Source organism: Lysinibacillus sp. K60 (assembly GCF_019731275.1).
Taxonomy (GTDB): domain Bacteria; phylum Bacillota; class Bacilli; order Bacillales_A; family Planococcaceae; genus Lysinibacillus; species Lysinibacillus capsici.
In genome coordinates this window covers 13,795-39,922 of record NZ_JAASJR010000002.1, presented here as the reverse complement: position 1 = coordinate 39,922, position 26,128 = coordinate 13,795, and the positions used below count along the sequence as shown (strand labels likewise).

The window sequence follows — 26,128 nt, the reverse complement described above, 5'->3', positions numbered from 1 at the left end:
AGAGATTACAATCATAGTATTTTATCAAAATGAAAAGTGAAAGATTGTTCTTCCAGAACTTAGGTAAAGAGTATTTGAAGGCTTTAACCAATTTTTGTTGGAGGTCTATCAAAAATGAAAAACGAAGAAAATAAGACAAATCAATACTTACCAAGCATAAACTACGATGATACAACTAACTGCGAACATGACATTGAATCTGATATAGTAGTTGGAAATTCACCATGCCCTTGCTGCGAGTTTATTACAATTCCGAATAATGGCGAGGCCCTTGCTTATATTTGTCCCGTATGTTTTTGGGAGATAGATTTGTTTATTCAAAGTAATGTAGAGGCAAGTGACCAAAACCATGGCTTAACATTGACTGAAGCAAGAAAAAATTATCAAAGTTTTGGGGCAGTATTGCCTATGTTAAAGAAGTCTTGCAGGCAACCAAAAGAATATGAATATCCAACAAAATGAAGAAGCAGATTCAAAGTTGATTGGGTTGGAAAACGGCGACTACGGGAGGAGCAACGCAAACGGGTTGGTTCACCGCACACCCTCCAGAATGAGTACGTCTGAAACAGAAATTAACGGTTTTAAATTGTTCAAGAATCGGGCGAGATTTTGCAATAAGGAACAGCGCTAAAAATTATCAAATAATATAAACTAACAACACAATATTTTTTATGTGAAATAACAGGTGGGGATATTTAATATCAAGACCCAGATGAAGAAATTACCTTGGAAGAATTGCAATGAAATTTCAAAATTTATTCATACATACCCGAAAGACTCAGAAGTTATTGAACAACTATTATCAAATTTATCTAATTGTGCGCATTTCTTTAAAAGGAATGCGTCTTTTTAATGTAAAATAAACAAAAACTCCGCGTTATTAGTGTGTAAAGAATGGAAATCCAAGATGTAGGAAATAATGTAGTTCTCTAATGCAAATTACAATTTCAAAAGAAAACCAAATCAATGCGGAGGTAAAAATGACTGTTCTTGATTGTATCATTATAGGCGGAGGTCCTTCTGGGTTAAGTGCTGGCTTAACTTTAGGAAGAGCTAGGAGAAATATTGCATTAATGGATGATGGGACAAATAGGAATAGAGTGACACAGGCGTCACATGGATTTATTACGCGTGATGGGATAAAACCACAAGCGTTTAAAGATATAGCGTTAAAAGAGTTGGAGAATTACCCGTCTGTGTCCTATATTAATGCTACAGTTACTGAAATAATAAAGGGTATAGGTAATGAGCGATTTACTGTCAAAACATCTACTAGTCAGGAATTTGTTTCAGAAAAAATCATACTCGCCACCGGTGTTCAAGAAATATTTACTATACCAAGTATAAGAAAGTTTTATGGGAAAAGTCTATTTAGTTGTCCGTATTGTGATGGCTGGGAGCAAAAGGATAAGCCATTAGTGGTGCTGGCAGAAAAAGAAGAGCATGTACTGCATTTGACCAAGTTAATTTATAATTGGTCACAGGATTTGGTTGTCTTAACGAATGGAGCTCACTTATCTAGAGAAGGTAAAATGGAGTTACAAAAACACAATATCAAAGTTATATCAGAGAAGATAAAAGACCTCATCGGTAAGGATGGGTACTTACAAAAAATAGAGTTTCAAACAGGAGCAACCATTATAAGGTCGGGTGGATTTGTTGCCCCATCTTATTATCGCCCCAATAAGTTTGCTGAGAAGCTTGGCTGTGATATTGATGAAGATGGAAAAGTGATAACAGATGGTGTTGGTAGAACAACTCAAAAAAATGTATATATTGCAGGGGAAACCGAAAGATCTAAACCATCCACTTTAATGATTTCAGCTGCTAAAGGTAATAAAGCTGCTGTTTCAGTAAATACTGATTTAACGATGGAACGCTTTTGATGATGTCATAACACTTGGAATAGGATCTTAGTAAAAACATATCAGCTAATGTATTCTCAAATATTGTGTTAGAGTTACTATAAGAAATGACAAAGAACGGATTTTGATTGTAGAATCCGTTTTTCTTGTTGCAAAAATTATAGTTTTACAAGGGTAATAAAAAAGTGCGGAGGAATAAAAATATGAAACAAGTGGGGACTCTATACTTTTTCTGTGGAAAAATGGGGGCAGGAAAATCAACAAAATCAAAACAATTGGCTAAAGAAAAAAATGCGGTCCTTTTATCTGAGGATGAGTGGCTTTCCTCTCTTTATCCCAATCAGATCACATCATTTGAGGACTATCTAAAATTATCAGCACAGCTCAAGCCGATGGTGAAAAAGCATGTCCAAAACATATTGAGTGTTGGTACGGATGTAGTAATGGATTTTCCAGGTAATACTCAAAAACAGCGAAAATGGTTTTTGGATATAGCGTCAGAGGTCAATGCAAACCATCAACTAATTTTCCTTAATTTAAATAACCAGCAATGCTTGGTTCAAATTGCGCAAAGGCGTAATGAACAACCCGAAAGAGCAGCTTTTGACACGGAAGCGACGTTTATTGAAGTTACTAAATTTTTTGAAGCACCAGAAGCTTCCGAGGGTTTAAATATATGGGAGTTTAGTGGGAAAGAATAACACAGAGTTATCAGGCTCGCTTATTAAATGAACGTCATATTTTTCTTAAACTAACAGGGGTATTACTTGAAGAACATAGTGCTGTTTAGAAATTAGCTATTATTGTCATTTGTAATTTATGCGGTTTATGAAGAATTTTTTAAAATTATATTGACAAACTATTTTTTTTCTGTAAAATGAAAAACAATTCAAAAATATTTGTATAGAACAAAGGCTATGAAAAGAAGTAGTATCAATTATTTTTACGAACAGAAAGTTACCGGTCGATGAGAGGTGCATGTAAAACAATTGAGAATTCATCTTGGAGCTGTGTACCGAAAGGATTATTCTAAGTAGGCTACGCCGGTAAGCACCCGTAATCATGTGCGAGAGTATCGTCAAATGACCGTACTTCTTAAGGTAAGTAATGTGAATTGCTTATAAATTAAAGGTGGTAACACGAGTTGAATCGTCCTTTTGGTTAATCCAAAGGGGCGTTTTTTTTATTCCTTTTTTGAGCAAGTATTTGAAAATCTAAACGTATGGGGAGTAAGCATTATGAAAGATAATCATCAAGATTCACAACTAAAGCGGGAATTAAGCACGCGTCATATGCAATTAATTGCACTTGGCGGGTCCATTGGGGTCGGTTTATTTTATGGCTCTAGTTCAACCATTCAAATGGCGGGACCATCTATTTTACTAGCTTATTTAATTGGCGGGTTAGTTATTTTCACCATTATGCGTGCATTAGGTGAAATGGCAGTAGCGGAACCTGTATCAGGCTCATTCAGTATGTACGCGAATAAATATTTAGGACGCTTTGCTGGGTTCTTATCTGGTTGGACATATTGGTTCATGTGGATTGTCGTGGGCATGGCAGAATTAACAGTGGTCGGTGTATATATTAACTACTGGTTTCCAGATATTCCACAATGGGTAACTGCCCTTGTGGTACTTGTGATGATGACGCTTGTAAACTTAGCAAATGTAAAAGCATATGGAGAATTCGAATTCTGGTTTGCGATGATTAAAGTTGTGGCAATTATCGGTATGATCGTTCTAGGACTAGCCATTATTTTCTTCGGTGTCGGCAACCACGGTGAAGCAATTGGCTTTGATAATTTATGGGCACATGGTGGCTTCATGCCAAACGGTTTCCATGGTATTTTAATGTCACTCGTATTAGTTATGTTCTCATTCGGTGGGGTTGAATTAGTGGGTATTTCTGCAGGAGAAGCAAAAAATCCTAGCAAGTCTATTCCATCAGCCATTAACAACATCGTTTGGCGTATTTTAATTTTCTACATTGGGGCGCTAGGCGTTATGATGGTTATTTATCCTTGGAACGAAGTTGGTTCAGAAGGTAGCCCGTTCGTTCAAATTTTCGATTACGTTGGTATCCCTGCTGCAGCTCACATTATTAACTTTGTTGTCATTACAGCAGCAATGTCTGCATTTAATAGTGGCTTATACGGTTCAGGACGTATGCTACACAACCTATCTGTACAAAAAAATGGTCCAGAATATTTTAGAACAGTAAGCAAAAATGGTAGTCCAAGTCGAGGGATTTTATTTTCTTCTGCTGTGTTATTAATCGCGGTTGTCTTAAATTATGTAGTACCTGAAAAAGTGTTCATCTATATTTCTGCTGTTGCGACGGTTGCAGTTATTACAAGCTGGATGATTATTTTATTAGCACAATTGAAATTTAGGAAGTCAAAAACGAAAGAGGAAGTAGCCAAACTGAAATTCAAAATTCCGCTTTACCCACTTTCTACGTATATTGCAATTGTATTTTTATTAATGGTGATTGTGTTAATGGCGTTTATTCCAGATATGCGTGTTGCCCTATATGTCGCACCAGTTTGGTTTTTCATCTTATTTATTGGCTACAAAGTAATACATGTTAAAAAGTAGTTACCTTTTTAAACTGATACTCTACAGCGCAAACATATTGTGAAAAAATCCTTTTGGTATATTCGATTCGTTACATTTATCTAAGGTTTAATAGTTTTTATCCATTAGTAAAGAATGTGATGAGTGCCTTCCTTTATGAATGGGTTCATAATAAAATTGATCTGTATTAGACAAAAAAGGAGGGGCATGATGGGAGTAGTATATTTGGCTGGTGGATGTTTATGGGGCGTACAAGCTTTTATAAAAACGTTACCAGGAGTTACGTTTACAGAAGCAGGAAGAGCGAATGGAACAAGTCGTACGCTTGAGGGCGATTATGATGGATACGCTGAATGTGTAAAAACGGGGTTTGATCCAACAGTTGTATCCATTCGAGATTTAATGGGCTATTTATTCGAAATCATTGATCCTTACAGTTTGAATAGACAAGGACAGGATGTTGGCGAAAAATATAGAACAGGCGTATATAGTGAAAATCCTGAGCATTTAAAAGAGGCGAGAGCATTTCTAAGAGAGAGAAATGATTACAAGCTTATAATGGTTGAAGTGTTGCCCCTAACAAACTATGTCAGAAGTGCAGAGGAGCATCAGGATAGATTAACCAGATGTCCAAATGATTATTGTCATATTCCCGTAGAAATTTTAAATAAATATAAATAACGGAATTCACGAGACCTTTCTTTTTAAACTACACAACAGTTTTGAGGGGGAAGTGGATGACACTATCTATTCTGTGTGTCTGTAAAATGAGAGAGACTGCTATTTGTAAACATTATACCTAAAAATGATAGTTAGAATAAGGAAGATAGTGTATTGGTATATAGTATTGAACAATGTATTATCAAATCAATACATCACTATTATTTTTTAAAGATAAAGCCTGTATCTTCAATTACCAAGTAATTATGGATACAGGCTTTTTTTGTGGCCTTTTAATAAAGATTGATAATAATTAAGTTCGATTAGTTATAATAAATTTTTGATGAAAAAACTGTATGAAATAAGCAGGAACTAAAAATTATTTGGAGAAATTTAAAAGTATAGTTCAAATTAATGAAGAGGATTGTTATATAATGGAGGACGGTAATTATGAACATTTATAATACAGTTCCATATTTTTTATTAAACTACAAGCCTTCGGAGCAGTTCTTAAAACACTACCATGAAAAGTTCTCCCAACACTTCAAGGAATATTTTCTGTATCATTGTAAAAATGCAGATGAGAAGATTAAAAACGCAATTCAAAAATATCCTTCCAAAATGAGTGAGATAAAGGAATCGAGTGGAAAAATCGAAAGTCTAATTCAACAAGTTGTGTTAACTTACAGACAAAAATATAATGTCGAGTTCACTAAAGATGTACATATTATTGTTGGAGCATATGGGTCAAATGCATTTACACATCGTCAAATTATTCCTGAAGTGACTTTTTGTTTAGAAAAGCTCTCTTCTAATGATAAGCATTTAAAAGTAATTATTGCTCATGAATTTGGTCATACGCTTCATAATATTTTATCAGATCAGGAGGGTATGGATTGGTCTAAAGTTCAGTGGTTTCATCCCTTTACAGCGCTGTTTCAGGAAGGTTGTGCAACGTATTTTTCAGAACAAGTTGCTGATGCTGATAAATCGGTCTATTTTTTATACGATGATACTGGAGAAGAATGGTTAAGATTTGCAGAAGATAACAAAAAAGATATTATCACTAGTTTTTTGGGAGATATGAACAAACGTACACAACCTGAAATTATCCATGAATGGTTTTCAATTAATGGAGGTTCCAACTTTGGTTTCACACGTTTAGGGTATTTTATTGGATACAATGTGATTCAAATCTTAATTGAAAAGTATCAAGAGAAAGAGGCTGTTACACTTTGGAAAGAATCTACCTTCAATAAAGAAATAGAGAATGTGCTTTTAGAACTTACTTAAAATGATTTAATTAGAGTTAAGTTATTTGACATTCGGGCCCGATTGTCGAGTAACAGAGGATGAAAATGAACAAGCTTTTTATAAAAAACAAACTTAAAACTGCTAAAGAAGAGTCCATTTTGAACAATCTCTTTCAAAATGGATTCTTCTTATTTATCTTAAAACAAGTATTTACGAGAGGTGTTGCTCGAACTTATTTCAACTTGCTTCTCTGAGTAGGAAATAATATATCTTTATCTCTCATCGCATTTGTAAACATGACATTACGATACACAACCAGATTCTCTTTAATCCTTCCACTAGCTTTAAGCCAAAGAAATAAAGAACTTACCCTATCTATGATGGCATTGACAGTAGAAACTTTAAGGTCTTCTTTAACATATTCGTAATCTAACCTCTCCTCATTTCCATGAAATCTATATGGGTTCATGAGCCACAATTTGAAGTTAGTAAGAGCATCAGGTTTACCGTCTAAATCCAAAATATCCAACCCTTTTTTCTTCAAATACACAATGAAATACCATAAGTTGTAGCAGTATGTTCTTATCGTATTAGGAGAATACTTCTCGTTCAGCTCTTGCTTGTATCATATCAAGATATTCTTTTACCAATGATTTAAAATCCAAGTATGCTACTCCCTTGCAGTATAGATTTCCAATAAAAAACTTATCGTTCATTTTGTTCAAGAGGTTTATCTGGTCCAATGTTGAGGTTAGGCTGTTTTAACAGGTTTTTTGATGAGTAATTGAATTTGGCTAAAGTTAACTATTGAAAGTTGCTATATCGTAAATGTAGCAGCAACTTCATTAGAGCGTGAATTGCAGAAAAATTAAAGTTTCCATTTTCAATCCCTTTGATGAAATATGGTAAAATGGACAAAAGCATTGGGTTTGGAGGGATGATATTGGCAGAAAAAAGGTTAAAAGTTTGTGAAAAAGGACATCCATTTTACAAAAGCACAGATTGTCCAAGCTGCCCTACCTGTGATTAGGAAAATAAACCTAGCAGTGGCTTCCTTTCCAAATTGAGTTCACCTGCAAGAAATGCATTCGTACACGCAGGTATTGATACGTTGGAAAAACTATCTATGTATACGGAAAAGGATATCTTAAAATTGCATGGTGTTGGACCAGCCTCCTTACCAATTATGAGATCATCATTGAAAGAAGAAGGCTTGTCATTTAAATAAGTGAGGGGGAAGACAACAATGTCAACGAAAGAATTATCACAAGAGCAAACCGAGGAACTAATCAATACTTTGCAAGTTCGCTTCGAGAAAAATACATCTCGTCATGAAGGGCTTGACTGGGCAAATGTCCAAGCTAGGCTAGAGGCTAATAGGGAGAAACTATGGTCGCTCTACGAAATGGAAGCAACAGGCGGTGAACCAGATGTAGTTGGCTATGATGCAAACACGGATGAGTTCATTTTCTATGATTGTTCTGCGGAAAGTCCTAAAGGTCGCAGAAGTTTATGTTATGACCGTGAAGCATGGGAATCTAGAAAAAATCACAAGCCTGAAAATACGGCTATGGATGTTGCCAAGGAAATGGGCATTGAGCTGTTAACAGAGGAGCAATATCGCCAACTACAGGAGCTCGGCAAGTTCGATTTAAAAACATCAAGCTGGGTACAAACACCTGACAACATTCGCAAACTAGGCGGAGCTATCTTCTGCGATCGTCGCTATGACATGGTCTTTATGTACCACAATGGGGCAGAATCCTACTACGCAGCAAGAGGCTTCCGTGGATCGTTAAGAGTTTAAGAAATAAAGGCATATGTCCGATCTGCGGATGAGCATATGCCTTTTTTTATAGAAAATTTTATTTGTTTAAATCAATAATTTTGACATATGGCCTTTTACTTCTTTTGATATATTTAATGTGATTCACACAAGCTCCAAATGCTGAAAACATGATGAATAAAATAGTGATGATACTTGGAATCGACAAATAAATTGGCATGATAATCCAAATTAAAAGTAAAGCATACCAAGAGATAACAAAACTCTTACTATGTCGCCACTGTTTCATTTACGACGCTTCCTTTCTGTATTGGCGATAAATTTACTTAAACAGATATTTATTCAAATGTCATAGACCAATTCCCATCAGCCGTTATATCAAAGTAGTAAATTGAAGTATCCTCTACTTTTTGAACTTTTGAGCCACTGTAAGTACCAATTTCATTAGCTAATAAAACGCTGTCATTAGCTTTCACTACAAAATTCCTAGAGCCGTCATGCGTGAAAGCAACGGTTTTAGCACCTTTTGAAATATTCATAAATACTACGCTATCACCTGTACCTGCAACTTTGCCTTCAGGTGCAACCTCAGCAGGAATTTCTTGGGACATATTAATCGTCCATGGACCACTTGCTGTTACTTCATACTGATATTCACCAGTGGGTACAGCATAAATTTTCTTACCAGTGTAGTTACCAATCTCATTAACAACTAATTTGATCATGTTAGCATTAGCGTCTAATAGTTTAACAGCAAAATTGCTAGACCCCTGATGAGTTGCATCTACAATAACGAAACCCTTCTCTAATTTGAATTTCTTTGTAGCTGTATCACCAGAGCCATTTATTTTTAGAGCTTCTAGTTTAGCGATTCTTTCAGCTTCAGCTTTTGCTTTTGCTTCGGCCTCAGCTTTTGCTCGAACTTCAGCTTCTTCTTTTGCCTTTTGTTCAGCCAATGCTTTTTCTTCAGCTTCCTTTGCTTCACGAGCAGCTTTCTCTTCTGGGGTTTCTTCTTTAGGTTTTGTCACAGTTTCCACTTTTTCATGGGTGTCAGCTTGTTTACCTGATTCTGTTCCATCAACAGGCGTTAATATGAATCCAACAATAAATATAACAACTGAGATACCTAATACAAGTCCGCCCTTCATTTTTTTCTTTTTAATAAGTCCAATCACTATTAATACGAGACCTACAATAAAACCTAAAAAGCCCAAAAATGCCAATAATAACGACATATTTCCATGCAACCTCCTTTTATATTACTATATAGGAAAGTATAGGTAGATGTATACAGAAAATGAAAAGAAGTAGCTAAGTATATTGACACTGCACGAAATAATTTATATTGTAGTTACTAAAAAGGGTGTGGGAATTTATGTTAAATTGTTTAAAAATTATTTTTTCTATCACAGGCATATCTTTAGCAGCTTACGGATTAATCACACGAGATTTCCAATTGAATTACCTCATGATATTGTTCTTAGGCTTTTTCATGTTCACTTTAGGTATTCAAGAATTTCAAAAACAGCGAACAGTTTATGGTTGGTTCCTAATGGGGGTATCTATATTTTCAATCTATGTGTCCGTTCAGAGCTTTGTCTTGATTTAAAGGAAGCAACCACTGTTAATTTTCGTAATAGCATACATCAATCAAGTCCTTCCAGACACTTTCATAAATCACTTCCAAAGTATATAATGGCCCTTCATCTGGATGGGATTCAGTTAAAATTTGCATGGCATTTTTTTCTGTCGATGTCATGTTCAAATGTTCGTCTTTACCTCACGATTTGTCCCTTGTCCCATCATTATTATTTTTAGGATTTCATCAGGAAATCAAATGTTTTTTCCTCCGTTTTAACTGATTTCATTACACCCTACAAGCAATAACAAAATAAATAATAAGAATATTTTCTTCATTATTTTCCTAGATATTTTATAGATTTGATGGGTCAGACCCGCTCATCGCTCATACCAGATATTTATATGTTATAATTTACATAAATTACATAAAATGAGGTGATATAATGGAGAATGAAAAATTAGTTTGCAAGGCTTGTGGGCAGGATACCTTTACGACTGGACAGGTGGGTGGTACTACAAGCCAAGGAAATATACGACCTATTGGAGCAATTATGGCGGTAGGGTCACCACTCCAAATGACTTTTTGTAAAAACTGCGGGGAAGTTGCTTCATTTAAAGTGGTAAAACCACAGAATTTTAAATAATCGTTGAAAGGGTCACTGATAGGAAAGTGATCCTTTTTATATAGTGGACGTTTAAAAGGGGAAAAGGATTTAAAAGCATACATATGTTCGAATCTGGTTAATTGAATACCATGATATGAAAGCTGTCTTACAAGACAAAACACCCTCTAATAGGTTAAAGGGTGTTTAAAAACTAGATAGAATTTCGATAAGCTCTCAAAGTTGAATGTAAGTTTGAATTCGAACTTGAGATTGATTTTTTATAGTTATACATACCTAACGGGCTTAAATGATTAGAACTAGATCCTAATAACCCTTGCTTTACTGCGCTTTTTAACGTTTCAATTTGTTTGCTAGATAGTTTAGAAGTTTTACTTTCTTCAAGAATTTTATTTACATTATTTATTTTTTCTTGTTCCTCTTTCGATGTAGCTTTAACTTCCTTGCTCATTTGTCGTGTCAACCCATAATACTTTGACGAGGACTTTCGTGACATTAAATATTGCATAGTAGAGAAATTGGTCGTCATCATGATAAATTATCACCTTCCTAATCACATTTTTAGTTCCATAGTTGTTATCGTACTGAACTTGAAAAGATTTAGTATATTTACTTTTTTTAGTAATTGAATTTCAGGTTTAATCAGAACAGATGATGGCACCAGTAAGCATTGAAAAAACGTGGTGAAATACTATTAAGAACACAGTATTAAGTCAGTTGGATATAAACTATCATAACTACCACTGCCGAAGAAGCATATATTGAATATGAAAAATTTGCAATATCAATATATATTGAACGGATGGTTTGAATTACAGAAGGAAAAAAAGTAATAGGTAAAGAATATTTATTGTGGAAGACCCTATTAAAACTAGATGAGTTTGTTGATAGGAGGGATACAATTTAACAAGTAATTTGTGATGTGAAATAGAGCTCTAAGTAAAGTGAGAAGTCGCTGTACAAGCAAAGAATAATTCTAAGCTGTTAATAATTAAACAATTAACAGTACTATTAACGTTTGTTAATAGAAACGACATTAAATGGCTATAAAAATTAATAAGTGAAGATGAAAGATACTTATTCCAAACTAAACTAAGGAGTGTTATTTTGAAAAATATTATTATTAGCATAGTATTCTTATTAAGCTTTGTCGTTTCATTTCTTTCAATAAATACAGTCACCTTTGCTGCAGTGGATTTCTCTGATATTGAGAATTCCTATGCAAAAAATGCTATCAACGAGTTAGTGGAAAAAGGCATTATAAATGGTTATCCAGATGGTGAATTTAGACCAACATCAGCAATTACAAGACAAGATTTTGCTATAATTTTAGCGAAAGCACTGAATTTGAATCTAACTAACTCTCCAAGTACTCCAACATTTACCGATATTCCAACAACTCATTATGCTTATCCAGCTATCGAAGCAGCAGTTAAAGCTGGATTAATAAATGGGACAGGTGATGGGAAGTTCGGGGTTGGCTCAGGTTTAACACGTCAAGAAATGGCTACTCTATTTGCTAGAGCATTAGGTGGCGAATCTATTGGCCTTGGCGAGCAGCTTACTTTTGATGACCAACATAAAATTTCTGCTTGGGCAAGGGATGCGGTAGGTTTTGCAGTAGCATCAAACCTAATGACAGGCGATACATTAAATCGTTTCAATCCACAAGCAATAGCTGAAAGACAACAAGTTGCCCTTGTTGCGTCTCGGTTTTTAAAGCAGATTGATAAAGTAACACCAGAACCAGAACCAAAGCCAGAACCAAAGCCAGAACCAAAGCCAGAACCAAAGCCAGAGCCAAAACCGGTGCCAAAACCAGAGCCAACCCCAACCCCAGATCCTACACCAACACCAAGTGTAATTCCTGTAGTCGGGATTACATTGAATGAGGTAATAGAAAATCTTCAAATTGGTGAAACAAAGACACTAACAGTAACGGTTGTACCTGCAAATGCGACAAATAAACTTGTGAGATGGTCTTCATCAGATCTGAACGTTGCAACTGTTAACGGACAGGGGAAAGTAATAGCGACTGGTATAGGGACTGTGACCATAACAGCAACAACGGTAGATGGATTAAAAACAGCTTCAGTTACTTTCACAGTGACCCATAGCAATGGTGCAGCGATTACTGGCGTAGGAACGTCATCATCTGTTTTACAACTGGGAGAGACGACTAGTAGAACAGCAGAAACAACCGAATCAGGCACCATAATGTGGTCATCAAGCAATACTAGTGTTGCAACAGTTCATTCTAGTACAGGTGAAATTACTGCTCACACACCGGGCACAACAACCATTTCGTATACTAGTAGTAATGGTAAAATGAATTCTGTGAGTCTCACTGTATATGATGAGGCAACAGCAAAAAGCCCAACATATTCGCAAGTACTGCAAATGGACGAAGTGATAACAGCTTCTGTAGGAGCAGGCTTATCTGCAACAGCAACAAACAAAAGTTTTGTAGCTGAACCAACAAGTGTAGCGACAGTGAATCCTACAACTGGCCAAGTAACAGCTATAAGTGCAGGTAGCTCAGTTATTACGTATGTAGGAATGGATGCTAATGGCGTAGTAATTGAAAAAGGTACGACAACTGTGACAGTTCATCCACAAGCAGCAGTAGCTGCAATACCCATGGTGCCAGCACCTTATTCAGTTATTGGCTGGGGCTCAGCAGCAACTAATTTCACGCCTTCAGGAGTCGGACAATCCATCATCTGGACTGTAACAAATGGTACAGGAGCTGCGATAATTCAGCAAAGTACAGGGGCTATAAGAGGTGTTACAGCTGGTGATGTAACGGTAAACTATAAAATAGTGGATAATAATACTAGAGTAGTGGCTTACAAGTCAGCACCCGTAACGGTAACAATTCCAGATACACCAAGAGTTAATATTTCACCACCATATGTTGATGGGGGGACAATTGGTGGATCTTATGCCATGTCAACTATTGTGAATTTGACGGTTGCCATAACAGGGGAAAACAATTCAACTGTCATTTTCAGTAATCCGAGAAGCAATGATGACAATATTGCTACTGCAACGATTACAGGTCCAAATCCCTCAGGACATGTTTCTTTAAATGTGCAGAAGAATGGTATTGGGGAAGCGCAGATAACATTTGATTACACAGATATTAACAATAAAACTGGGTCGATGACATGGACTTTTAATTTCCAATAGAACTAATTTTACAAGCTAAAGGATGCGTCTATGGACGTGTCCTTTTCTAGTGACTTTCATTCGTTTGAAAGTGGTTTATGGTAATCTATTATATTGAAAAGCTTGAAATAGAAACAATGATGGGAAATTATATAAAGATAGTCTTTTCATCAATTCTTACATCAATAACTACAAGGGTAATAAATAAATTTGAAATAGATTTTGTCAATACGAATATTTTACTCTTGGCATATCTATTGTTATTATGGTTGGTTTCTTTAGCTATAATTTTATGTTCACACTAAAAAGAGATAGAATAGAAATTTTATATTTGTTCTATTCCATTTCTAGTGGTCGTCTCAGAGAACAAAAGTTAATTCTCTGCATCGGTGAAAAACAACACATGCTGTGCCTACCCCTTAGAAATTATCATAATTTGTAATTATTTACATTTAAGGAAATTAAATTTAGTATTAACTTATTTAATTAAAAATATATGTCAATTAGTCGTTTAAAAATAAATAAGATATAGGAGTTGAAATGATTAATAAAACAAAGATTTATAAAGCGTTATTAATTTTGTTACCCATTAGCTTACTATTGAATTTATTTTTTGTAGTGACGTTTATAGAAAATAATTCGAGGAAACAAGAATACTTCATTTATAACCTAAACCTCAAATTATATGAATTAAATTTAGCAATAAACAATCAAAAAGAAAATGATTTTCAGGACCCTCAAATTGTAATGATTCAGCTAGATAAGGTAAAAGGTCTTTTAGTTGATTCGGTAATAACTAATAATTTCGCAAGTAGTGTGTTGAATGATAAAGAAAAAAAGATGCTACTGAGCATATACAATTTTTTAGAACCTTTGCCAAAAAGTGATTTATTTGAGGTAGAAAAATGGGGAAAAGCGGATACAGAATATATTTTAAGGGTTGGAGAAGCATTGAGTTTGTCTAACTATACTGCTAACAGCTTCCCTGAGCAAAATTGGAGTTCAGTTGTAAAACAATGGGAACAACTGGTTAAGGCATTTGAAACTGATTTTAATTAAGAAAACGTTGAGAGGATGCAGGGCAGATCGTTACTTGACCATGGACAGAAACCATAAGTCATGATTAGCATGGGATATCGCAGTTTGCCCCCACACTCTTTATATGATGTGACAACACTAAGTCGAGTCGGTGCTATTGCAATAAAGCTTAGTATTACATGGGGTGGAGATTGGACAGCGAACATTGATCGTCCACATTTTGAAGTTAAACCAACTTGGATTATGCCAAAAGAATATGAAATTGAAGGACAAGTGATTATTCCCACTAATAGCAAATACCAAGTGTAATTAATTGTGGAGGACAATACAGCTAAATCGATAGTGAAGGATGATGATACAATGCGATTTACGAATGAAATACTCAAAGCTGCAGCTTGTGATTACCTTAAGCAAGCAGTGGACAAAAAGCTTATCGATAAATCACATCCAGATAAATTTGATGCTGGTACATTGACGGATAGTGATTTTGAAGGTTTGAAGATTATAATTGCACATCGTAGCGCTTAACAGTAGATGCCCGTTACCTTAATTGGTAATGGGTTTTTTTATGTTTTTATTTACTGCTTATCTTAATTTTTATATAAAATCAGAAAATCTCTTAGTGACCAAATGAAGAAAAGTAATGGTAAACCAGTAATGAATAAAAATCCTAAAATGAATGAAGCTATAGGGATTTCTCCGGTATCAGTTGCCATAACACCGATAAAAAGCCCTAATGGACTAGTCGCACAAAAAATCAATAAATTGGTCACGCAGGTAATGATAAAGATAAAAAAGGGGTATACATAATAATCCAAACAATGCGAACGTCATTTAACTCACCTCAATTTCAATTCAAAAATTTCTCCTTAGGATGTTAGACCTATAAAATCTTAACAATGTATTGCTCTATTTCATATATGTAATTATTTCCACAAACTAATACGTGATAAAATGTAAAGCCACTATCCGTTACACAAAAAAGTCACCAAAATCACGAAAAAGTCACATTCCCCCCGAAAACCCACGAAATCAGGCGAGAAGCATGTCTTTGTACATTCACACAAAACCTTGCTATAATAAGCCTTGCGAATACATAGGAAAGAGGGTAAAAGCATGAACGCTTATGATGAATATATGAAGCAGGTTGTGAAGCCGATGCGTGAGGAGCTTGTGGAGGCTGGTTTTACGGAGCTAACAACTGCGGATGCGGTGAATGAATTTATGGCAGAGACGAAGGGAACTTCGTTAGTGGTGATTAACTCGGTTTGTGGGTGTGCGGCAGGGCTTGCTCGTCCAGCGGCGCGTGAGGCGATTGCAGCGGTGAAGCCAGATCATCTTGTGACGGTGTTTGCGGGGCAGGATCCAGAGGCGACTGCGGCGATGCGTGGTTATTTTGAGGATGTGCCACCTAGCTCACCATCTATGGCGATTTTAAAGGATGGGGAGTTGGCTTACTTTATCCCACGTGAACAAATTGAGGGATTCCCTGTGGAGCAGATTGTCTCTCATTTAACTGGCGTGTTAGAGCAAACATGCGAGAACTAAAAACGATAGTGACGACAGCGGGCAGACCAGATGATGTATCGATGGCGCTCGCTGCTTTTGCGTGTCAAGAATTAGGTGCTACGTTTGAGCCACGGAACAAGCGCTCTGTTCGCAAAATTTCGCAGGAGTTGCAGGCACATGTGATGGTCGCTGGGAAGAATCGCTTCGAGTATTATGCCTATGGGACGCAGGAGCCGTTTTTCTTTCACCCCAATTCTGCGGCGTTTCGATTAAAGCGTGTTGCCCGTGGTGAGGCAGAGCCTTTTTTGGAAGCGGCACAGCTTCAAGTGGGGGATTCTGTGTTAGATTGTACGTTAGGTTTAGCGGCAGATGCCATGTTAGCGGCTTATACAGTGGGTAAAGCAGGTCGTGTTGTCGGACTAGAAGCGAATCCAAATGTAGCGTTTATTGTTAGACAGGGGATGCAAGCCTATGATACATCCGAGCTACCGTTAACTGCCTGTATGCGACACATCGAGGTAATACAGTCAGAGGCTGTTCGCTATTTAAACACCTTACCAGACAATGCATTTGATGTGGTTTATTTGGACCCGATGTTTGAGAAGATTATTGAAGAGGCCAATAATTTTCAGTCACTACGGCTAGCAGGGGAGCATGTCACATTAACCGATGAATGGGTTCATGAAGCCAAACGTGTAGCGAAAAAGCGTGTGGTGTTAAAGGCACATTTTCGCTCAGAGTGGTTTGCGACCTATGGCTTTCAGCAGCATGAACGGATAACTGCAAAATTTCATTATGGTGTGTTAGAGGTATAGAGGCTTGTTCTTGAGACAAGCCTTTTTTTAGTATATGGTAATAAAAGAGGAGGGTGGAATAATATGGTGAACAATGATAGGCGAACTCCCTTTGAGCTAGAATTGCTGGCGAATGCACAATCGTTGATCTGCACGAAACCTCCTATTCCATGGGCGTATGAAACGATCATTGCTGCCAATGGTGTTTTGGCTTGCGGTTGGGATCATGAGGAAAACATCGTGCTAATTAGTGGCTCTGGCTATAGTGTCACTGAGCCTATAACAGGTCGTCAACTTCATCGACAACGAGATGTGGATGAAACCTACGACAGAATGAGTGAAGACCGTTTATCGTTTCAATTACCTCAGGGGTCAATATCTATTTTCGGCTTTGAAGCTGGGGATGGGATTCATATGACAGCAGATGGCTGGCAGGTTGAAGTTATTTATCCTTGGTGGCCACGTGCAACAGTAGTACTCGATTATCTATATACAACTAATTATACTTATTTAAAAAATGCGACAGCTATTGATTTACAGCGATTGGATGGTATAGTTAAATGTGGATTTTCTCCATCTGGCAAGCATTTAATAATAATGGGCTCAGGCGGTGCATTGATTTATTCAAGAAAGGGGTGAGGTCATGGATGATGAACAGAATGGCTATGTTTCCATATGGGTTGGTAATTTTACAAGCGAAGAACAGTTACATACATATCTTGCCACTGTCTATCAGGGAGAAGATGAAACGGATGAAGCCTTTTCACAAAAGTTAGCAAAGCTTTTTTTACCAGAAAATCAGCACCGTACTTGTGAGGAAGAGTTTAAAGCACTTTATGATGAGTTCTACAATCAATTTGAATACGATTTCGGCTTAACCTTCGACGAGGATTTTTGTGAAGCGCTATTTTACGAAGCAGCTTCAAACCAACTTAAGCAACTACTTTGTGATGAATTTTCCTATTCGCAGCAATTTAAACATCAAGTGCTAGCCAAAATGGGGAATGAACTACAGAAAGCTTATAATGCAATAATTTTACTATATGACATGAAATATGAGGGTCACATTCAATCTGTAAGCCATGAAGCGTTTCATATCGATTTTGTATGTTCTATTAAATTGCAGGAAATGTGATGAAAGGAGATTTTGATGATGTCACCAGCAAAAATTCCTCGTTAAGCCCGTGGTCCACCTTGGTTCAATAACAACGATCTTATTATAAAAGGAGCGATGTAAATGATTGGACCAAGAAAAAAGACAAGTGATGAACGCATGCAGATTGCCCACTCGATTGCGCAACAAGTTATCGCAAAATATGGGGCAAATGTTCGAGCAATTGGTATTTATGGCTCGCTGGCTAGAAAAACAGATGGCCCGTTTTCCGACATTGAGCTTAAGTGTATCTGTCATCAATTAGATCACAGCTATAGCTATGAATGGACTTCAGGAGATTGGAAGGCAGAGGTCAATTTCGATCAGGCAGAAGTGATTATTGAAGAAGCCATAACGGTTGAGGAAGATTGGCCATTAACAAATGGGAAGTTTTTCGATTTACAGCCACTTTATGATCCTTCTGGCTTTTTTCTAGAACTCAAAGAGAAAGCGGCCACTGTGGAGAATGCCCGATTTAAGGAAGCAATTTGCAAAACCATTGTAGAAGAAATGTATGAATACATGGGGAAATTAAGGAACATAGCTGTTCAGGGTCCCACCACATTTTTGCCGATACTGGCGATGAAAATAGTGATGACAGGTGCCATGATAGTAGGATTACACCATAGGCAGTGCTATACAACATCCGCACAAGTATTACCTGAGGCTTTAGCGATGGATGATCAGCCACACGGGTTAAAAGCATTAGCTGAAATGGTCATGACGGGCAATCTAACGAATCCTCAGCAAATCCTAGCTACCTGTGAAAACTTTTGGCAAACACTTCTCCAATGGACAGCTGAAAAGGGCTATCAGATTAAATGCTCTAAGGAGATTCCTTGGTAATTTTTTATAGTACTTTACTTTTATAGTATAAGGTGCTATAATAGAAAACGTGCTATTTTAGGTAGCATATTTCCGTAATCTGGCATTCTGCTTTTTGTTTTTGTAGATACTTATTCACACTGGCGCATGCTTTGGGGCTGCAAGGACGCAAAAGATGGTAGGGTTTGCGTTGCTTAAGTTAGAAGGCACACAGTGGAATTTTACCGCGGTGATGAAACGAATTTGGTTTCAAGATAATATTCCCCAGACGATTGGGTTGAGACTTTTACAATTTACGAGAATGTTACCTATAAATACTAAAGGGGTAGTTTCGCAACAGCGAGGCTGCCCCTTGTCTAATTTTAAAGCCTGTCATGTTCAACCATGACAGGCCTTTTTGGTATACATTACCGTTTACTCTCTTCCATAAATAAGTGATAATAAAAGCATGAATTTTGGTAAAAATCTAAATTCTGCATAAAAAATCAGAAAAATCAAAAAGGTGAGGGATGTCAATGGGAAATATCGACACACTATCAACGAATGTCGTGACACAATTAGAAGAAATGGTTACACGGCAAGACAATATGGATCAGCTAGTATCACACTATTGCCAAGAAAGACTGCTTTATCGTCTATCCGTATCCTCCTATGAAGATCAATTTTATCTAGATGGGGATCTACTTTTATTTGCTTTAACAAATGGAGCGATGAACCCTTCCAAAGAAGTCACGCTGACAGCGCAAGCAAGCGTTCATCAACACGATATAGTGAAACAGGCCTTTAATGAAATTTGCTCACTAGCAATACCAGCGGATGGTATTGAATGGAATGCACAGCAGATCAAATCGTCCGTATCGAATGACAATATTCAACTAAGCATACCAGCTACATTGGGCAAAATGACTGTATACATAGAAGTTAGGATTACCTTTAAAGAAAACATGCGAATAACACCAAAGGCCATTAATTTTCCAAGCTTGCTAGACAATAAGGCTGCGGTGGTTTATACATATCCAACAGAATTCGTACTGGCACAAAAATTTATCGAAATTTACCAGTGCCCAGCATTAGAAAAGACTGAAAAAACAATAAATGAAGTACAACAATTGCTACAAACGCAAACTATTGAAGGACGAAGATTGCAGGCGTATATTGTGGACTTATTTGATCGTCATCATTTTACAATTGAGCTAACTTCTACACTCGAGATGACAGGGATTCTGAAACAATTCTTTATCCCTATTTATGAAGCTATTTTGGCTGAGGACGAATTTTTCAAGCAATGGAACAATCGAGCTTGGCAATGAAGAGAGAGACCCGCAAATCATCTACGGTTTGCGGGTTTTTGCATGGCTATTATTCAGTAATTTATTAGGGGGATACATTTGTATGTCTCATGAATGGTTTCTTCTTTTTATTAAAATGTAGCTAAAGTGTATCTGTTGCACGAATAGATAAAGTTGAATCGTATTATGTCATGAAGGAGGTTAGGTGAAAAATATGATAAAGTTTGCTGGCTTAAGTGTGCAAGAAATTGTTCAAACATATAGTGACACCCTTATACGAATTGCTGTGCAACAGACCAAAAATATGGCTGAGGCAGAGGACATTGTGCAGGAGGTTTATATGACACTGATGAGGCAGAACAAGCCCTTCGCTCATGAAGCACATTTAAAGGCTTGGCTCATAAAGGTGACATTCAATAAGTGCAAGGATTATTTTAAGTCTCCACGGGTGAAGAAGACGATACCCATTACAGACGAAATGGCCTTTATTGCCAAGGAGGAGCAGATGGTTCTTACTGAAATTTTTGAGCTTCCTCCAGAAGAGAGAGTCATTGTTTATTTACATTATTACGAGGGCTATACAACAGCAGAGATGGCTGATTTATTAGAGATCAACGTAAATACAGTAGGCTCAAAGCTCAGAAGGGCACGAATGAAGCTGAAAACGATTCTAGAAGAGGGGAGCAAAGTATGATGAATGCTTATAAGAATGTGATGAAGCAGATTCATGCTTCTGAGGAATTTAAGCGTAAGATGCAGGAAGAGATGATGAAATATGAAAAGAGGTCCTTTATGAAAAAAGTAAGAATTAGTGTTGGAAGCTTAGTAGCCTGTGCAGTGATTGCTGTCCTTGCTATGGTAAATATAAATCATGATACACCAATTGATTTGACGGAGAGAATTGTTGCGGACCATTCAGCTCCTGCGGCAAGTGCGCTAGTAAATATCGAAGGGACCATTACAGAAGTCGGAGAAGATGGGCTGAGCTTTACATTGGATAACGGTATGGAAGTAGTCGTGACAGACAAAACCAAAATAGGAATAGACGGACCGACAGCACCACCTAAGGAGGAACAGCTTTTTGAGCCTACTTTTAGAGTAGGTAATTTAATTGGCGGCTATACAGAAGATACCTCCTCAAACCCAGTTCAGGCTGCTGCCATTTATACAAATTGGAATTTTGAACATCCAATACGATAAAGATTTAGATACTCAAAAAAGAATTTCCTAAGGGAGATTCTTTTTTTATATCTTCCGATTAACTATTTATTCCTTTTTATCCTAAAAACGAGATTGAATAATACTATTTATAAAGAAATGATTATTTTTATACAAAAAAGTATTGTCTAAAGAGAATATTGTCACTATAATTTACGTAATAGTCTTACATTTCCGAATTGCGAAAAATAATACGCATTATGGAAAAATATCATACTAGGGGGATGGGCTATGAAAAGAAATTTAATGGTGTTGCTTACAATTATGGCAGCTTTCACGCTAGTTTTAGCGGGTTGCGGCTCGAAAGACAATACATCATCAGGTGATGGAGATAGTAAAAAAGTTTATAAGGTAGGTACTGAGGCTACATTTGCACCTATCGTTTCTCTTGATGATAAAGGGAATATTGTAGGGATTGATGTGGATGTGCTACAAGCAATCGCGGATGAAATGGATTTTGAAGTGAAGTGGGAAAGTATTGGTTGGGAGCCTGTATTCCAAACAATTAAAAATGGTGAAACAGATATTGGTGGTGCAGGGATTACCATTACGGACGAGCGTAAGGAAACATTTGATTTTACTGAGCCGTATTACGAATCTCAATTATTAATCGTGGTGAAAGAAGATTCAAAGATCCAATCATTGGATGAATTAAAAGACAAAAAGATTTCAGTACAAATTAATGCAACTGGTCATATGGCTGCCAAAAAGCTACAGGGTGAATCTAGTCCCAACATTTTTGCTTTCGAAAATCAACCAATTGCTATTCAAGAGATGCTGAATGGCAACGTAGAAGCGGCGATTGGAGATAATTCAGTTGTTTATGAATATATCAAGGCACATCCAAATGACAAAATCAAAGTAATTAAAGATGATTCCTTCGAAAAAGAATACTATGGTTTCATGGTCCAAAAGGGAAACAAAGAGCTTTTAGATAAGTTAAATGAAGGCCTTAAAAAGATTAAAGAAAACGGTAAGTTAAAAGAAATTACAGGTTCAGACTTTTAGTAATAAATAAACCGTAGAAGCTCACCTCATGGGGAGTTCTACGGTTATTTTTTAGGTGCTAATCTTGCGCTTCAGCAACTCTTTTGACCCGTTCTAAAAATTGTACGACTTCTTTGTCCGATGCAAACAATAAAAATAATTTGACGAACCATTTTAACGCATTATTTGTTACGGTATAAGTAAAGGAAGTCACTGTTTCATTTATTTTGTTTAAGTCATAGTAAGCCGTAATTTCAAACATATTAGCGAGTACTTTCAATATTTTTTTATCAGGTGTATTCGAATTCATACGCTTCGATACGTTTTCCTTCTTTATATTTTTGGCGATAAATAACTGCCAACCACTTCTTCCGTTACTTTTACAGGCTTGTTTTCAATTACCTGTGGCATAATCTTCTGCATATCAGCTAAAGAGCCATCAAATAATTTCCAAACGTTTTCGATGGGGGCATTTATGTTTATTTGTCCATGTTTTCATCCAAACACCTCAACTATAGTCACATGATTATTAACAATTTGAAGAGATGAGGGAGAGAAAAACAAAAAAGATTGAAGCTAATGTAGCTCCAACCTTCTTATTTGCACTGACAGGTCTACTTTATTAGGTTTGCTGATGGGGAGACTAATCCTATTAATGGAATAGCTATGCGTTAGTTTTCATCTTTTATTTTCCAGTCGTTGTAAACGATATCTTGAAGTACATTTTTCAGTTGTACAAATTGCTGCTCCGAGATATTAGATTGCTTCATCACTTGGCGGGACACTTCAGGTAGTTTCCTTCTTACATCTACGCCTTCCTTAGTTAAATATATTTTCATTAATCGTTCGTCCTCCTTAGAACGCTCACGACAAATGTAATTCTTTGCCTCTAATTTTTTTAACAACGGTGTTAATGTTCCTGAATCTAAAAATAAACGTTGGCCCAATTCTTTCACCGTTATCTGTTCGTTTTCCTCTAAAGCTAATAAAGTGATATAGCCTGTATAAGTAAGATCGTAAGGCTTCAATAATAATGTATATTGCCGAGTGATTTCCTTTGATGTTGCATACAAAAGAAAGCACAGCTGATTATCTAAATGATTAGGCATAAAAATCCCCTCTTAAAGTTCTTCTTCTACCATTTATATTAAAAATAAAGTTCCTACTTGTCAAACGCAATTAAATTGTGTACAATTCAATTTGTGGAAATTAGATTGTATACAATTTAATTAATAACAAAAGATAAGGGGTTTTCAGTTATGAAAGAATTATACGCAACTACAATGATTAATGAAGGTGGCCGTAGTGGCACATCCTATGCAGAAGATCAATCTTTATCGTTAAAAATTGCACCACCAGGCTCCAAATTAGCCGATGTGACAAACCCAGAACAATTATTTGCAGCTGGCTATAGTGCTTGTTTTAATAGTGCATTAGATTTAATTAAACGCCAAAAGAAACTAAAAAATGCATCAACAATTAAAGTAACAGTGAAATTAATGGAGCAAGCTTCTTTTGACTATGTGCTTGCAGTGGAAATCGAAGGGCATATTGAAGGACTAGCAGTGGAGGAAGCACAGGAATTATTAGAGGTCACACATACGGTGTGCCCATATTCAAAAGCCACAATGGGCAATATTAATGTAACAATAAAAGCAGTTTAAATTGTGAAAAGAGGGAAACTACATGTTATCAACTACATCATTAAAACAAATTATGCAAATGCGTAAATCTGTTCGTAAATACAATGCAGAGACTAAAATTCCGCGTGAAACAATCATGCAGCTGTTGCAGGATGCTACTTCAGCACCTTCTTCAAGTAATATGCAGCCATGGCGCTTTCTTGTGATTGATGATAAGGAAATTCAGAAGAATATTAACTTCTTTTCATTTAATCAAGAGCAAATCGAAACAGCCTCTGCTATTATTGCTGTCATTGGTGATATAGAGATGTATGTAAATGCTGAGGAAATCTATGCAAAAAATGTGGAGCTGGGCTATATGCCAGAACCAATTGCCAATAAGCTTGCACAAGATGCGCTGACAATGTATGGTTCAGCACCAACAAAAACATTAGAAAATATCGTACATTTTGATGCTGGCTTAGTATCGATGCAAATCATGCTATTAGCGAAGGAAATGGGCTATGATACCGTTCCGATGGGTGGGTTTGATAAAGCAAAATTTGCTGAATACATGGAATTACCAGCAAATGAAATTCCTATTTTATTATTAGCCATTGGTGAAGCGGCAGCCCCAGCATATGGTTCTTCACGCCTACCAATAGACCGCATTGTTCGCTTTAATAAATAATTTCAAGCAATGTCCTTGATACACGTGAGGACATTGCTTTTTTTAAAGATTTTTTAGGAGTGAATAGGATGTCTTCATTAACTTTTATTTTAAGCTTAGTCGTAGCAGCTGAGCATTTGTATATTATGTATTTAGAAACGTTTGCTACTACTTCTAAAAGAACAGCAAGAACATTTAATCTGTCTGAAGTAGCGTTAGAAAATGGAAATGTTCAAGTTCTTTTCAAAAATCAAGGCGTTTATAATGGTCTGATTGCGATCGCCTTATTGTATGGATTATTTTTGTCACATCAGCAAACGGAAATGGTCGCCATTTTTTTAATCTTTGTAATTATTGTCGCTTTGTATGGTAGCTTAACAAGCTCTAAATCGATTCTATTAAAACAAGGTGGACCTGCTATTTTAGCACTTATTAGTTTATTTTTTTAAAGGAATTTCTACAGTATGCGTAAGATGTTATTTAATCATAAAAACTTAATGTAAACTTGTCACCCTATCCTACATATCAGGAGCTTTATCAAAGATATAAGCAGAAGCCAAAGCCACAGCAAAGGTATTTGGATACTGTTCTTTTTAAATAAATGCTTGATGCATCTATAACTGTTAGAAAAAGTATTATTGTTCAATGAGTTAAAAAGATTAAATGATATAATTTTTGATGGAAATATTCTTCGAGCTATTACCTACCATCGATATACGCTCAGCTAAGCGAAAGCTAGGACAGGACAAATTTAATTTCAATTAAAACACTCATGTAGAGAGTGGTTGTTTATTTGCTATAGGGCCATTGAAGGTAGTAATGCTTATTGCAAAAATGGGTATAATTTGAAATAATTTAATGAAACACTCGTAAATGGGAGGGCGAAAATGTGGTACTTTACAGGTTACAGCTTGTTAATAATGTTCACCTTGTTGTTTTTAATTGGATGTGCAGGAGTTGAAAAGGAAAAATCCCCATCAGATACTAAAATAACCATTGAGCCCTACAACATGAGTGAAAAAGAAACCTTACTCATCAGTAAAACAGGTGTAGAGCAAATTAATTTTTTCAAGTTGAATGGCACTTTGAAAGAAGATGATGATTTGCAATTTTCAGTGGAAGTGTTTGAAAATGGGAAGTTTAAAGAGGAGTTACTAAAGACTTGGGGTGAACTCGAAACAAAATATAATGATAGCCTTATTTCTTTTGGAATAAGTGACAGTAGGGACGAAGACCATTCTTTAAAACTGTTAAATGGTATACCTTCTGGGCTTGCCACAACATTTTATTCGAATAACATGACAACTTCATCTTTCAGCTTACTAATTGACGAAAAAATGACTTTAGAAAAAAATAAACCTATTTATTTAACAGCGTGGCTAGGCACTACTAAAAACGAACTATATTCTGGTAGAGGCAGAAATGGGGAACTACCCCCGGGTATTGAAGGAGCTGAACTTGCATATTTTTACAAAGTTCTATGGACGGATAAATAAAAGAGATA

33 protein-coding genes, 1 pseudogene and 1 other annotated feature are annotated in these 26,128 nt (G+C 36.3%); of the genes and pseudogenes, 27 read left to right on the top strand and 7 right to left on the bottom strand.

Going from position 1 to position 26,128, the window contains the following annotated elements:
- Nucleotides 1-114: 114 nt before the first annotated feature.
- The 6 genes from HCH28_RS03910 (at nt 115) to HCH28_RS03885 (ending at nt 6,397) form a co-directional block, all read left to right on the top strand.
- Nucleotides 115-462 carry a CPCC family cysteine-rich protein gene (locus HCH28_RS03910; protein WP_221679869.1) on the top strand — a complete coding sequence of 116 codons (348 nt, stop codon included), beginning with the start codon at nt 115-117 and terminating at the stop codon, nt 460-462.
- Between the two features lie 518 nt (nt 463-980).
- Nucleotides 981-1,886 (top strand): NAD(P)/FAD-dependent oxidoreductase, encoded by a 906-nt coding sequence (locus HCH28_RS03905; RefSeq protein ID WP_221680408.1) that lies wholly within the window; start codon nt 981-983, stop codon nt 1,884-1,886.
- Between the two features lie 182 nt (nt 1,887-2,068).
- Nucleotides 2,069-2,566: a P-loop nucleotide/nucleoside kinase family protein gene (locus HCH28_RS03900; protein WP_221679867.1), complete on the top strand. Its 498-nt coding sequence runs from the start codon at nt 2,069-2,071 to the stop codon at nt 2,564-2,566.
- Between the two features lie 207 nt (nt 2,567-2,773).
- Nucleotides 2,774-3,025 (top strand) — a binding site (T-box leader).
- Between the two features lie 78 nt (nt 3,026-3,103).
- Nucleotides 3,104-4,465: an amino acid permease gene (locus tag HCH28_RS03895; protein WP_221679865.1), complete on the top strand. Its 1,362-nt coding sequence runs from the start codon at nt 3,104-3,106 to the stop codon at nt 4,463-4,465.
- 189 nt (nt 4,466-4,654) lie between these two features.
- Nucleotides 4,655-5,125, top strand: coding sequence for a peptide-methionine (S)-S-oxide reductase (locus tag HCH28_RS03890; RefSeq protein WP_221679863.1), 471 nt, complete (start codon nt 4,655-4,657; stop codon nt 5,123-5,125).
- Nucleotides 5,126-5,554: 429 nt separating this feature from the next.
- A complete protein-coding gene (locus HCH28_RS03885) occupies nt 5,555-6,397 on the top strand; it encodes a DUF5700 domain-containing putative Zn-dependent protease (RefSeq protein WP_221679862.1) in 843 nt (280 codons plus the stop codon).
- A gap of 193 nt (nt 6,398-6,590) precedes the next feature.
- Here HCH28_RS03885 and HCH28_RS24885 read toward each other — a convergent pair whose 3' ends face one another.
- Complete coding sequence (locus HCH28_RS24885) at nt 6,591-6,878, bottom strand: hypothetical protein (protein ID WP_255600615.1); 288 nt, start codon at nt 6,876-6,878, stop codon at nt 6,591-6,593.
- Nucleotides 6,879-7,298: 420 nt separating this feature from the next.
- Between HCH28_RS24885 and HCH28_RS03875 the strand changes: the two are divergent.
- Nucleotides 7,299-7,586: pseudogene (locus HCH28_RS03875) on the top strand (RNA polymerase alpha subunit C-terminal domain-containing protein).
- Nucleotides 7,587-7,604: 18 nt separating this feature from the next.
- Nucleotides 7,605-8,165, top strand: a complete 561-nt coding sequence (locus tag HCH28_RS03870; RefSeq protein WP_112117990.1) for a DUF4256 domain-containing protein — start codon at nt 7,605-7,607, stop codon at nt 8,163-8,165.
- Nucleotides 8,166-8,223: 58 nt separating this feature from the next.
- Here the strand turns inward: HCH28_RS03870 and HCH28_RS03865 are convergent, their stop codons facing one another.
- Nucleotides 8,224-8,433 (bottom strand): hypothetical protein, encoded by a 210-nt coding sequence (locus tag HCH28_RS03865; protein WP_048393776.1) that lies wholly within the window; start codon nt 8,431-8,433, stop codon nt 8,224-8,226.
- 49 nt (nt 8,434-8,482) lie between these two features.
- Nucleotides 8,483-9,379 (bottom strand): hypothetical protein, encoded by an 897-nt coding sequence (locus HCH28_RS03860; RefSeq protein ID WP_221679861.1) that lies wholly within the window; start codon nt 9,377-9,379, stop codon nt 8,483-8,485.
- 140 nt (nt 9,380-9,519) lie between these two features.
- Here HCH28_RS03860 and HCH28_RS25375 point away from each other — a divergent pair, with 140 nt between their 5' ends.
- Nucleotides 9,520-9,753: a DUF3953 domain-containing protein gene (locus HCH28_RS25375; RefSeq protein ID WP_048393774.1), complete on the top strand. Its 234-nt coding sequence runs from the start codon at nt 9,520-9,522 to the stop codon at nt 9,751-9,753.
- Nucleotides 9,754-9,768: 15 nt separating this feature from the next.
- On the opposite strand, the gene HCH28_RS03850 is transcribed toward HCH28_RS25375, so the two are convergent.
- Nucleotides 9,769-9,903, bottom strand: coding sequence for a hypothetical protein (locus tag HCH28_RS03850; RefSeq protein WP_255600612.1), 135 nt, complete (start codon nt 9,901-9,903; stop codon nt 9,769-9,771).
- Nucleotides 9,904-10,168: 265 nt separating this feature from the next.
- On the opposite strand from HCH28_RS03850, the gene HCH28_RS03845 reads away from it, so the two are divergent.
- Nucleotides 10,169-10,369, top strand: coding sequence for a hypothetical protein (locus HCH28_RS03845; RefSeq protein WP_221679860.1), 201 nt, complete (start codon nt 10,169-10,171; stop codon nt 10,367-10,369).
- A gap of 172 nt (nt 10,370-10,541) precedes the next feature.
- Here the strand turns inward: HCH28_RS03845 and HCH28_RS03840 are convergent, their stop codons facing one another.
- The gene (locus HCH28_RS03840) at nt 10,542-10,799 is read right to left on the bottom strand and encodes a hypothetical protein (protein WP_231595671.1); all 258 of its coding nucleotides are present in this window, start codon (nt 10,797-10,799) and stop codon (nt 10,542-10,544) included.
- Nucleotides 10,800-11,455: 656 nt separating this feature from the next.
- Here HCH28_RS03840 and HCH28_RS03835 point away from each other — a divergent pair.
- The 13 genes from HCH28_RS03835 (at nt 11,456) to HCH28_RS03775 (ending at nt 22,353) form a co-directional block, all read left to right on the top strand.
- Nucleotides 11,456-13,540 carry an Ig-like domain-containing protein gene (locus HCH28_RS03835; RefSeq protein WP_221679859.1) on the top strand — a complete coding sequence of 695 codons (2,085 nt, stop codon included), beginning with the start codon at nt 11,456-11,458 and terminating at the stop codon, nt 13,538-13,540.
- A 519-nt stretch (nt 13,541-14,059) separates the two neighbouring features.
- Nucleotides 14,060-14,578 (top strand): hypothetical protein, encoded by a 519-nt coding sequence (locus HCH28_RS24875; RefSeq protein WP_255600609.1) that lies wholly within the window; start codon nt 14,060-14,062, stop codon nt 14,576-14,578.
- A gap of 60 nt (nt 14,579-14,638) precedes the next feature.
- Nucleotides 14,639-14,866, top strand: coding sequence for a M15 family metallopeptidase (locus tag HCH28_RS03825; RefSeq protein ID WP_221679858.1), 228 nt, complete (start codon nt 14,639-14,641; stop codon nt 14,864-14,866).
- Nucleotides 14,867-14,872: 6 nt separating this feature from the next.
- Nucleotides 14,873-15,085, top strand: a complete 213-nt coding sequence (locus tag HCH28_RS03820; protein WP_221680427.1) for a hypothetical protein — start codon at nt 14,873-14,875, stop codon at nt 15,083-15,085.
- A 588-nt stretch (nt 15,086-15,673) separates the two neighbouring features.
- Nucleotides 15,674-16,105, top strand: coding sequence for a BrxA/BrxB family bacilliredoxin (locus HCH28_RS03815; RefSeq protein ID WP_004228455.1), 432 nt, complete (start codon nt 15,674-15,676; stop codon nt 16,103-16,105).
- Nucleotides 16,093-16,881 (top strand): class I SAM-dependent methyltransferase, encoded by a 789-nt coding sequence (locus HCH28_RS03810; protein WP_221679857.1) that lies wholly within the window; start codon nt 16,093-16,095, stop codon nt 16,879-16,881. Before HCH28_RS03815 ends, HCH28_RS03810 begins: the two co-directional genes overlap by 13 nt.
- Before the next feature lie 63 nt (nt 16,882-16,944).
- Nucleotides 16,945-17,499 carry a hypothetical protein gene (locus HCH28_RS03805; protein WP_221679856.1) on the top strand — a complete coding sequence of 185 codons (555 nt, stop codon included), beginning with the start codon at nt 16,945-16,947 and terminating at the stop codon, nt 17,497-17,499.
- Nucleotides 17,500-17,503: 4 nt separating this feature from the next.
- Nucleotides 17,504-17,995 (top strand): immunity 22 family protein, encoded by a 492-nt coding sequence (locus HCH28_RS03800; protein ID WP_221679854.1) that lies wholly within the window; start codon nt 17,504-17,506, stop codon nt 17,993-17,995.
- Between the two features lie 102 nt (nt 17,996-18,097).
- Nucleotides 18,098-18,859 carry an ANT(4')-I family aminoglycoside nucleotidyltransferase gene (locus HCH28_RS03795; RefSeq protein WP_221679852.1) on the top strand — a complete coding sequence of 254 codons (762 nt, stop codon included), beginning with the start codon at nt 18,098-18,100 and terminating at the stop codon, nt 18,857-18,859.
- Between the two features lie 494 nt (nt 18,860-19,353).
- Nucleotides 19,354-20,148, top strand: a complete 795-nt coding sequence (locus tag HCH28_RS03790; protein WP_221679851.1) for a nucleotidyl transferase AbiEii/AbiGii toxin family protein — start codon at nt 19,354-19,356, stop codon at nt 20,146-20,148.
- Nucleotides 20,149-20,341: 193 nt separating this feature from the next.
- Nucleotides 20,342-20,821 carry an RNA polymerase sigma factor gene (locus tag HCH28_RS03785; protein ID WP_221680406.1) on the top strand — a complete coding sequence of 160 codons (480 nt, stop codon included), beginning with the start codon at nt 20,342-20,344 and terminating at the stop codon, nt 20,819-20,821.
- Nucleotides 20,818-21,327 carry a hypothetical protein gene (locus tag HCH28_RS03780; RefSeq protein ID WP_066037867.1) on the top strand — a complete coding sequence of 170 codons (510 nt, stop codon included), beginning with the start codon at nt 20,818-20,820 and terminating at the stop codon, nt 21,325-21,327. The genes HCH28_RS03785 and HCH28_RS03780 overlap by 4 nt, the downstream gene beginning before the upstream one ends.
- A 249-nt stretch (nt 21,328-21,576) precedes the next feature.
- Nucleotides 21,577-22,353, top strand: coding sequence for a basic amino acid ABC transporter substrate-binding protein (locus HCH28_RS03775; RefSeq protein WP_004228443.1), 777 nt, complete (start codon nt 21,577-21,579; stop codon nt 22,351-22,353).
- Between the two features lie 58 nt (nt 22,354-22,411).
- Here HCH28_RS03775 and HCH28_RS25370 read toward each other — a convergent pair whose 3' ends face one another.
- Complete coding sequence (locus tag HCH28_RS25370; protein WP_341275676.1) at nt 22,412-22,642, bottom strand: hypothetical protein; 231 nt, start codon at nt 22,640-22,642, stop codon at nt 22,412-22,414.
- Between the two features lie 361 nt (nt 22,643-23,003).
- On the bottom strand, nt 23,004-23,441 hold the full coding sequence (locus HCH28_RS03765) for a MarR family winged helix-turn-helix transcriptional regulator (RefSeq protein WP_054549302.1): 438 nt from the start codon (nt 23,439-23,441) through the stop codon (nt 23,004-23,006).
- A gap of 150 nt (nt 23,442-23,591) precedes the next feature.
- Here HCH28_RS03765 and HCH28_RS03760 point away from each other — a divergent pair, with 150 nt between their 5' ends.
- The 4 genes from HCH28_RS03760 to HCH28_RS03745 all read left to right on the top strand — a co-directional run bounded on the left by HCH28_RS03760 (nt 23,592) and on the right by HCH28_RS03745 (nt 26,120).
- Nucleotides 23,592-23,996, top strand: a complete 405-nt coding sequence (locus HCH28_RS03760) for an Ohr family peroxiredoxin (RefSeq protein WP_004228436.1) — start codon at nt 23,592-23,594, stop codon at nt 23,994-23,996.
- 22 nt (nt 23,997-24,018) lie between these two features.
- The gene (locus HCH28_RS03755; protein WP_221679850.1) at nt 24,019-24,645 is read left to right on the top strand and encodes a nitroreductase family protein; all 627 of its coding nucleotides are present in this window, start codon (nt 24,019-24,021) and stop codon (nt 24,643-24,645) included.
- Nucleotides 24,646-24,713: 68 nt separating this feature from the next.
- Nucleotides 24,714-25,073 (top strand): DUF1304 domain-containing protein, encoded by a 360-nt coding sequence (locus HCH28_RS03750; protein ID WP_221679849.1) that lies wholly within the window; start codon nt 24,714-24,716, stop codon nt 25,071-25,073.
- Nucleotides 25,074-25,511: 438 nt separating this feature from the next.
- On the top strand, nt 25,512-26,120 hold the full coding sequence (locus tag HCH28_RS03745) for a hypothetical protein (RefSeq protein ID WP_221679848.1): 609 nt from the start codon (nt 25,512-25,514) through the stop codon (nt 26,118-26,120).
- Nucleotides 26,121-26,128: the final 8 nt, after the last annotated feature.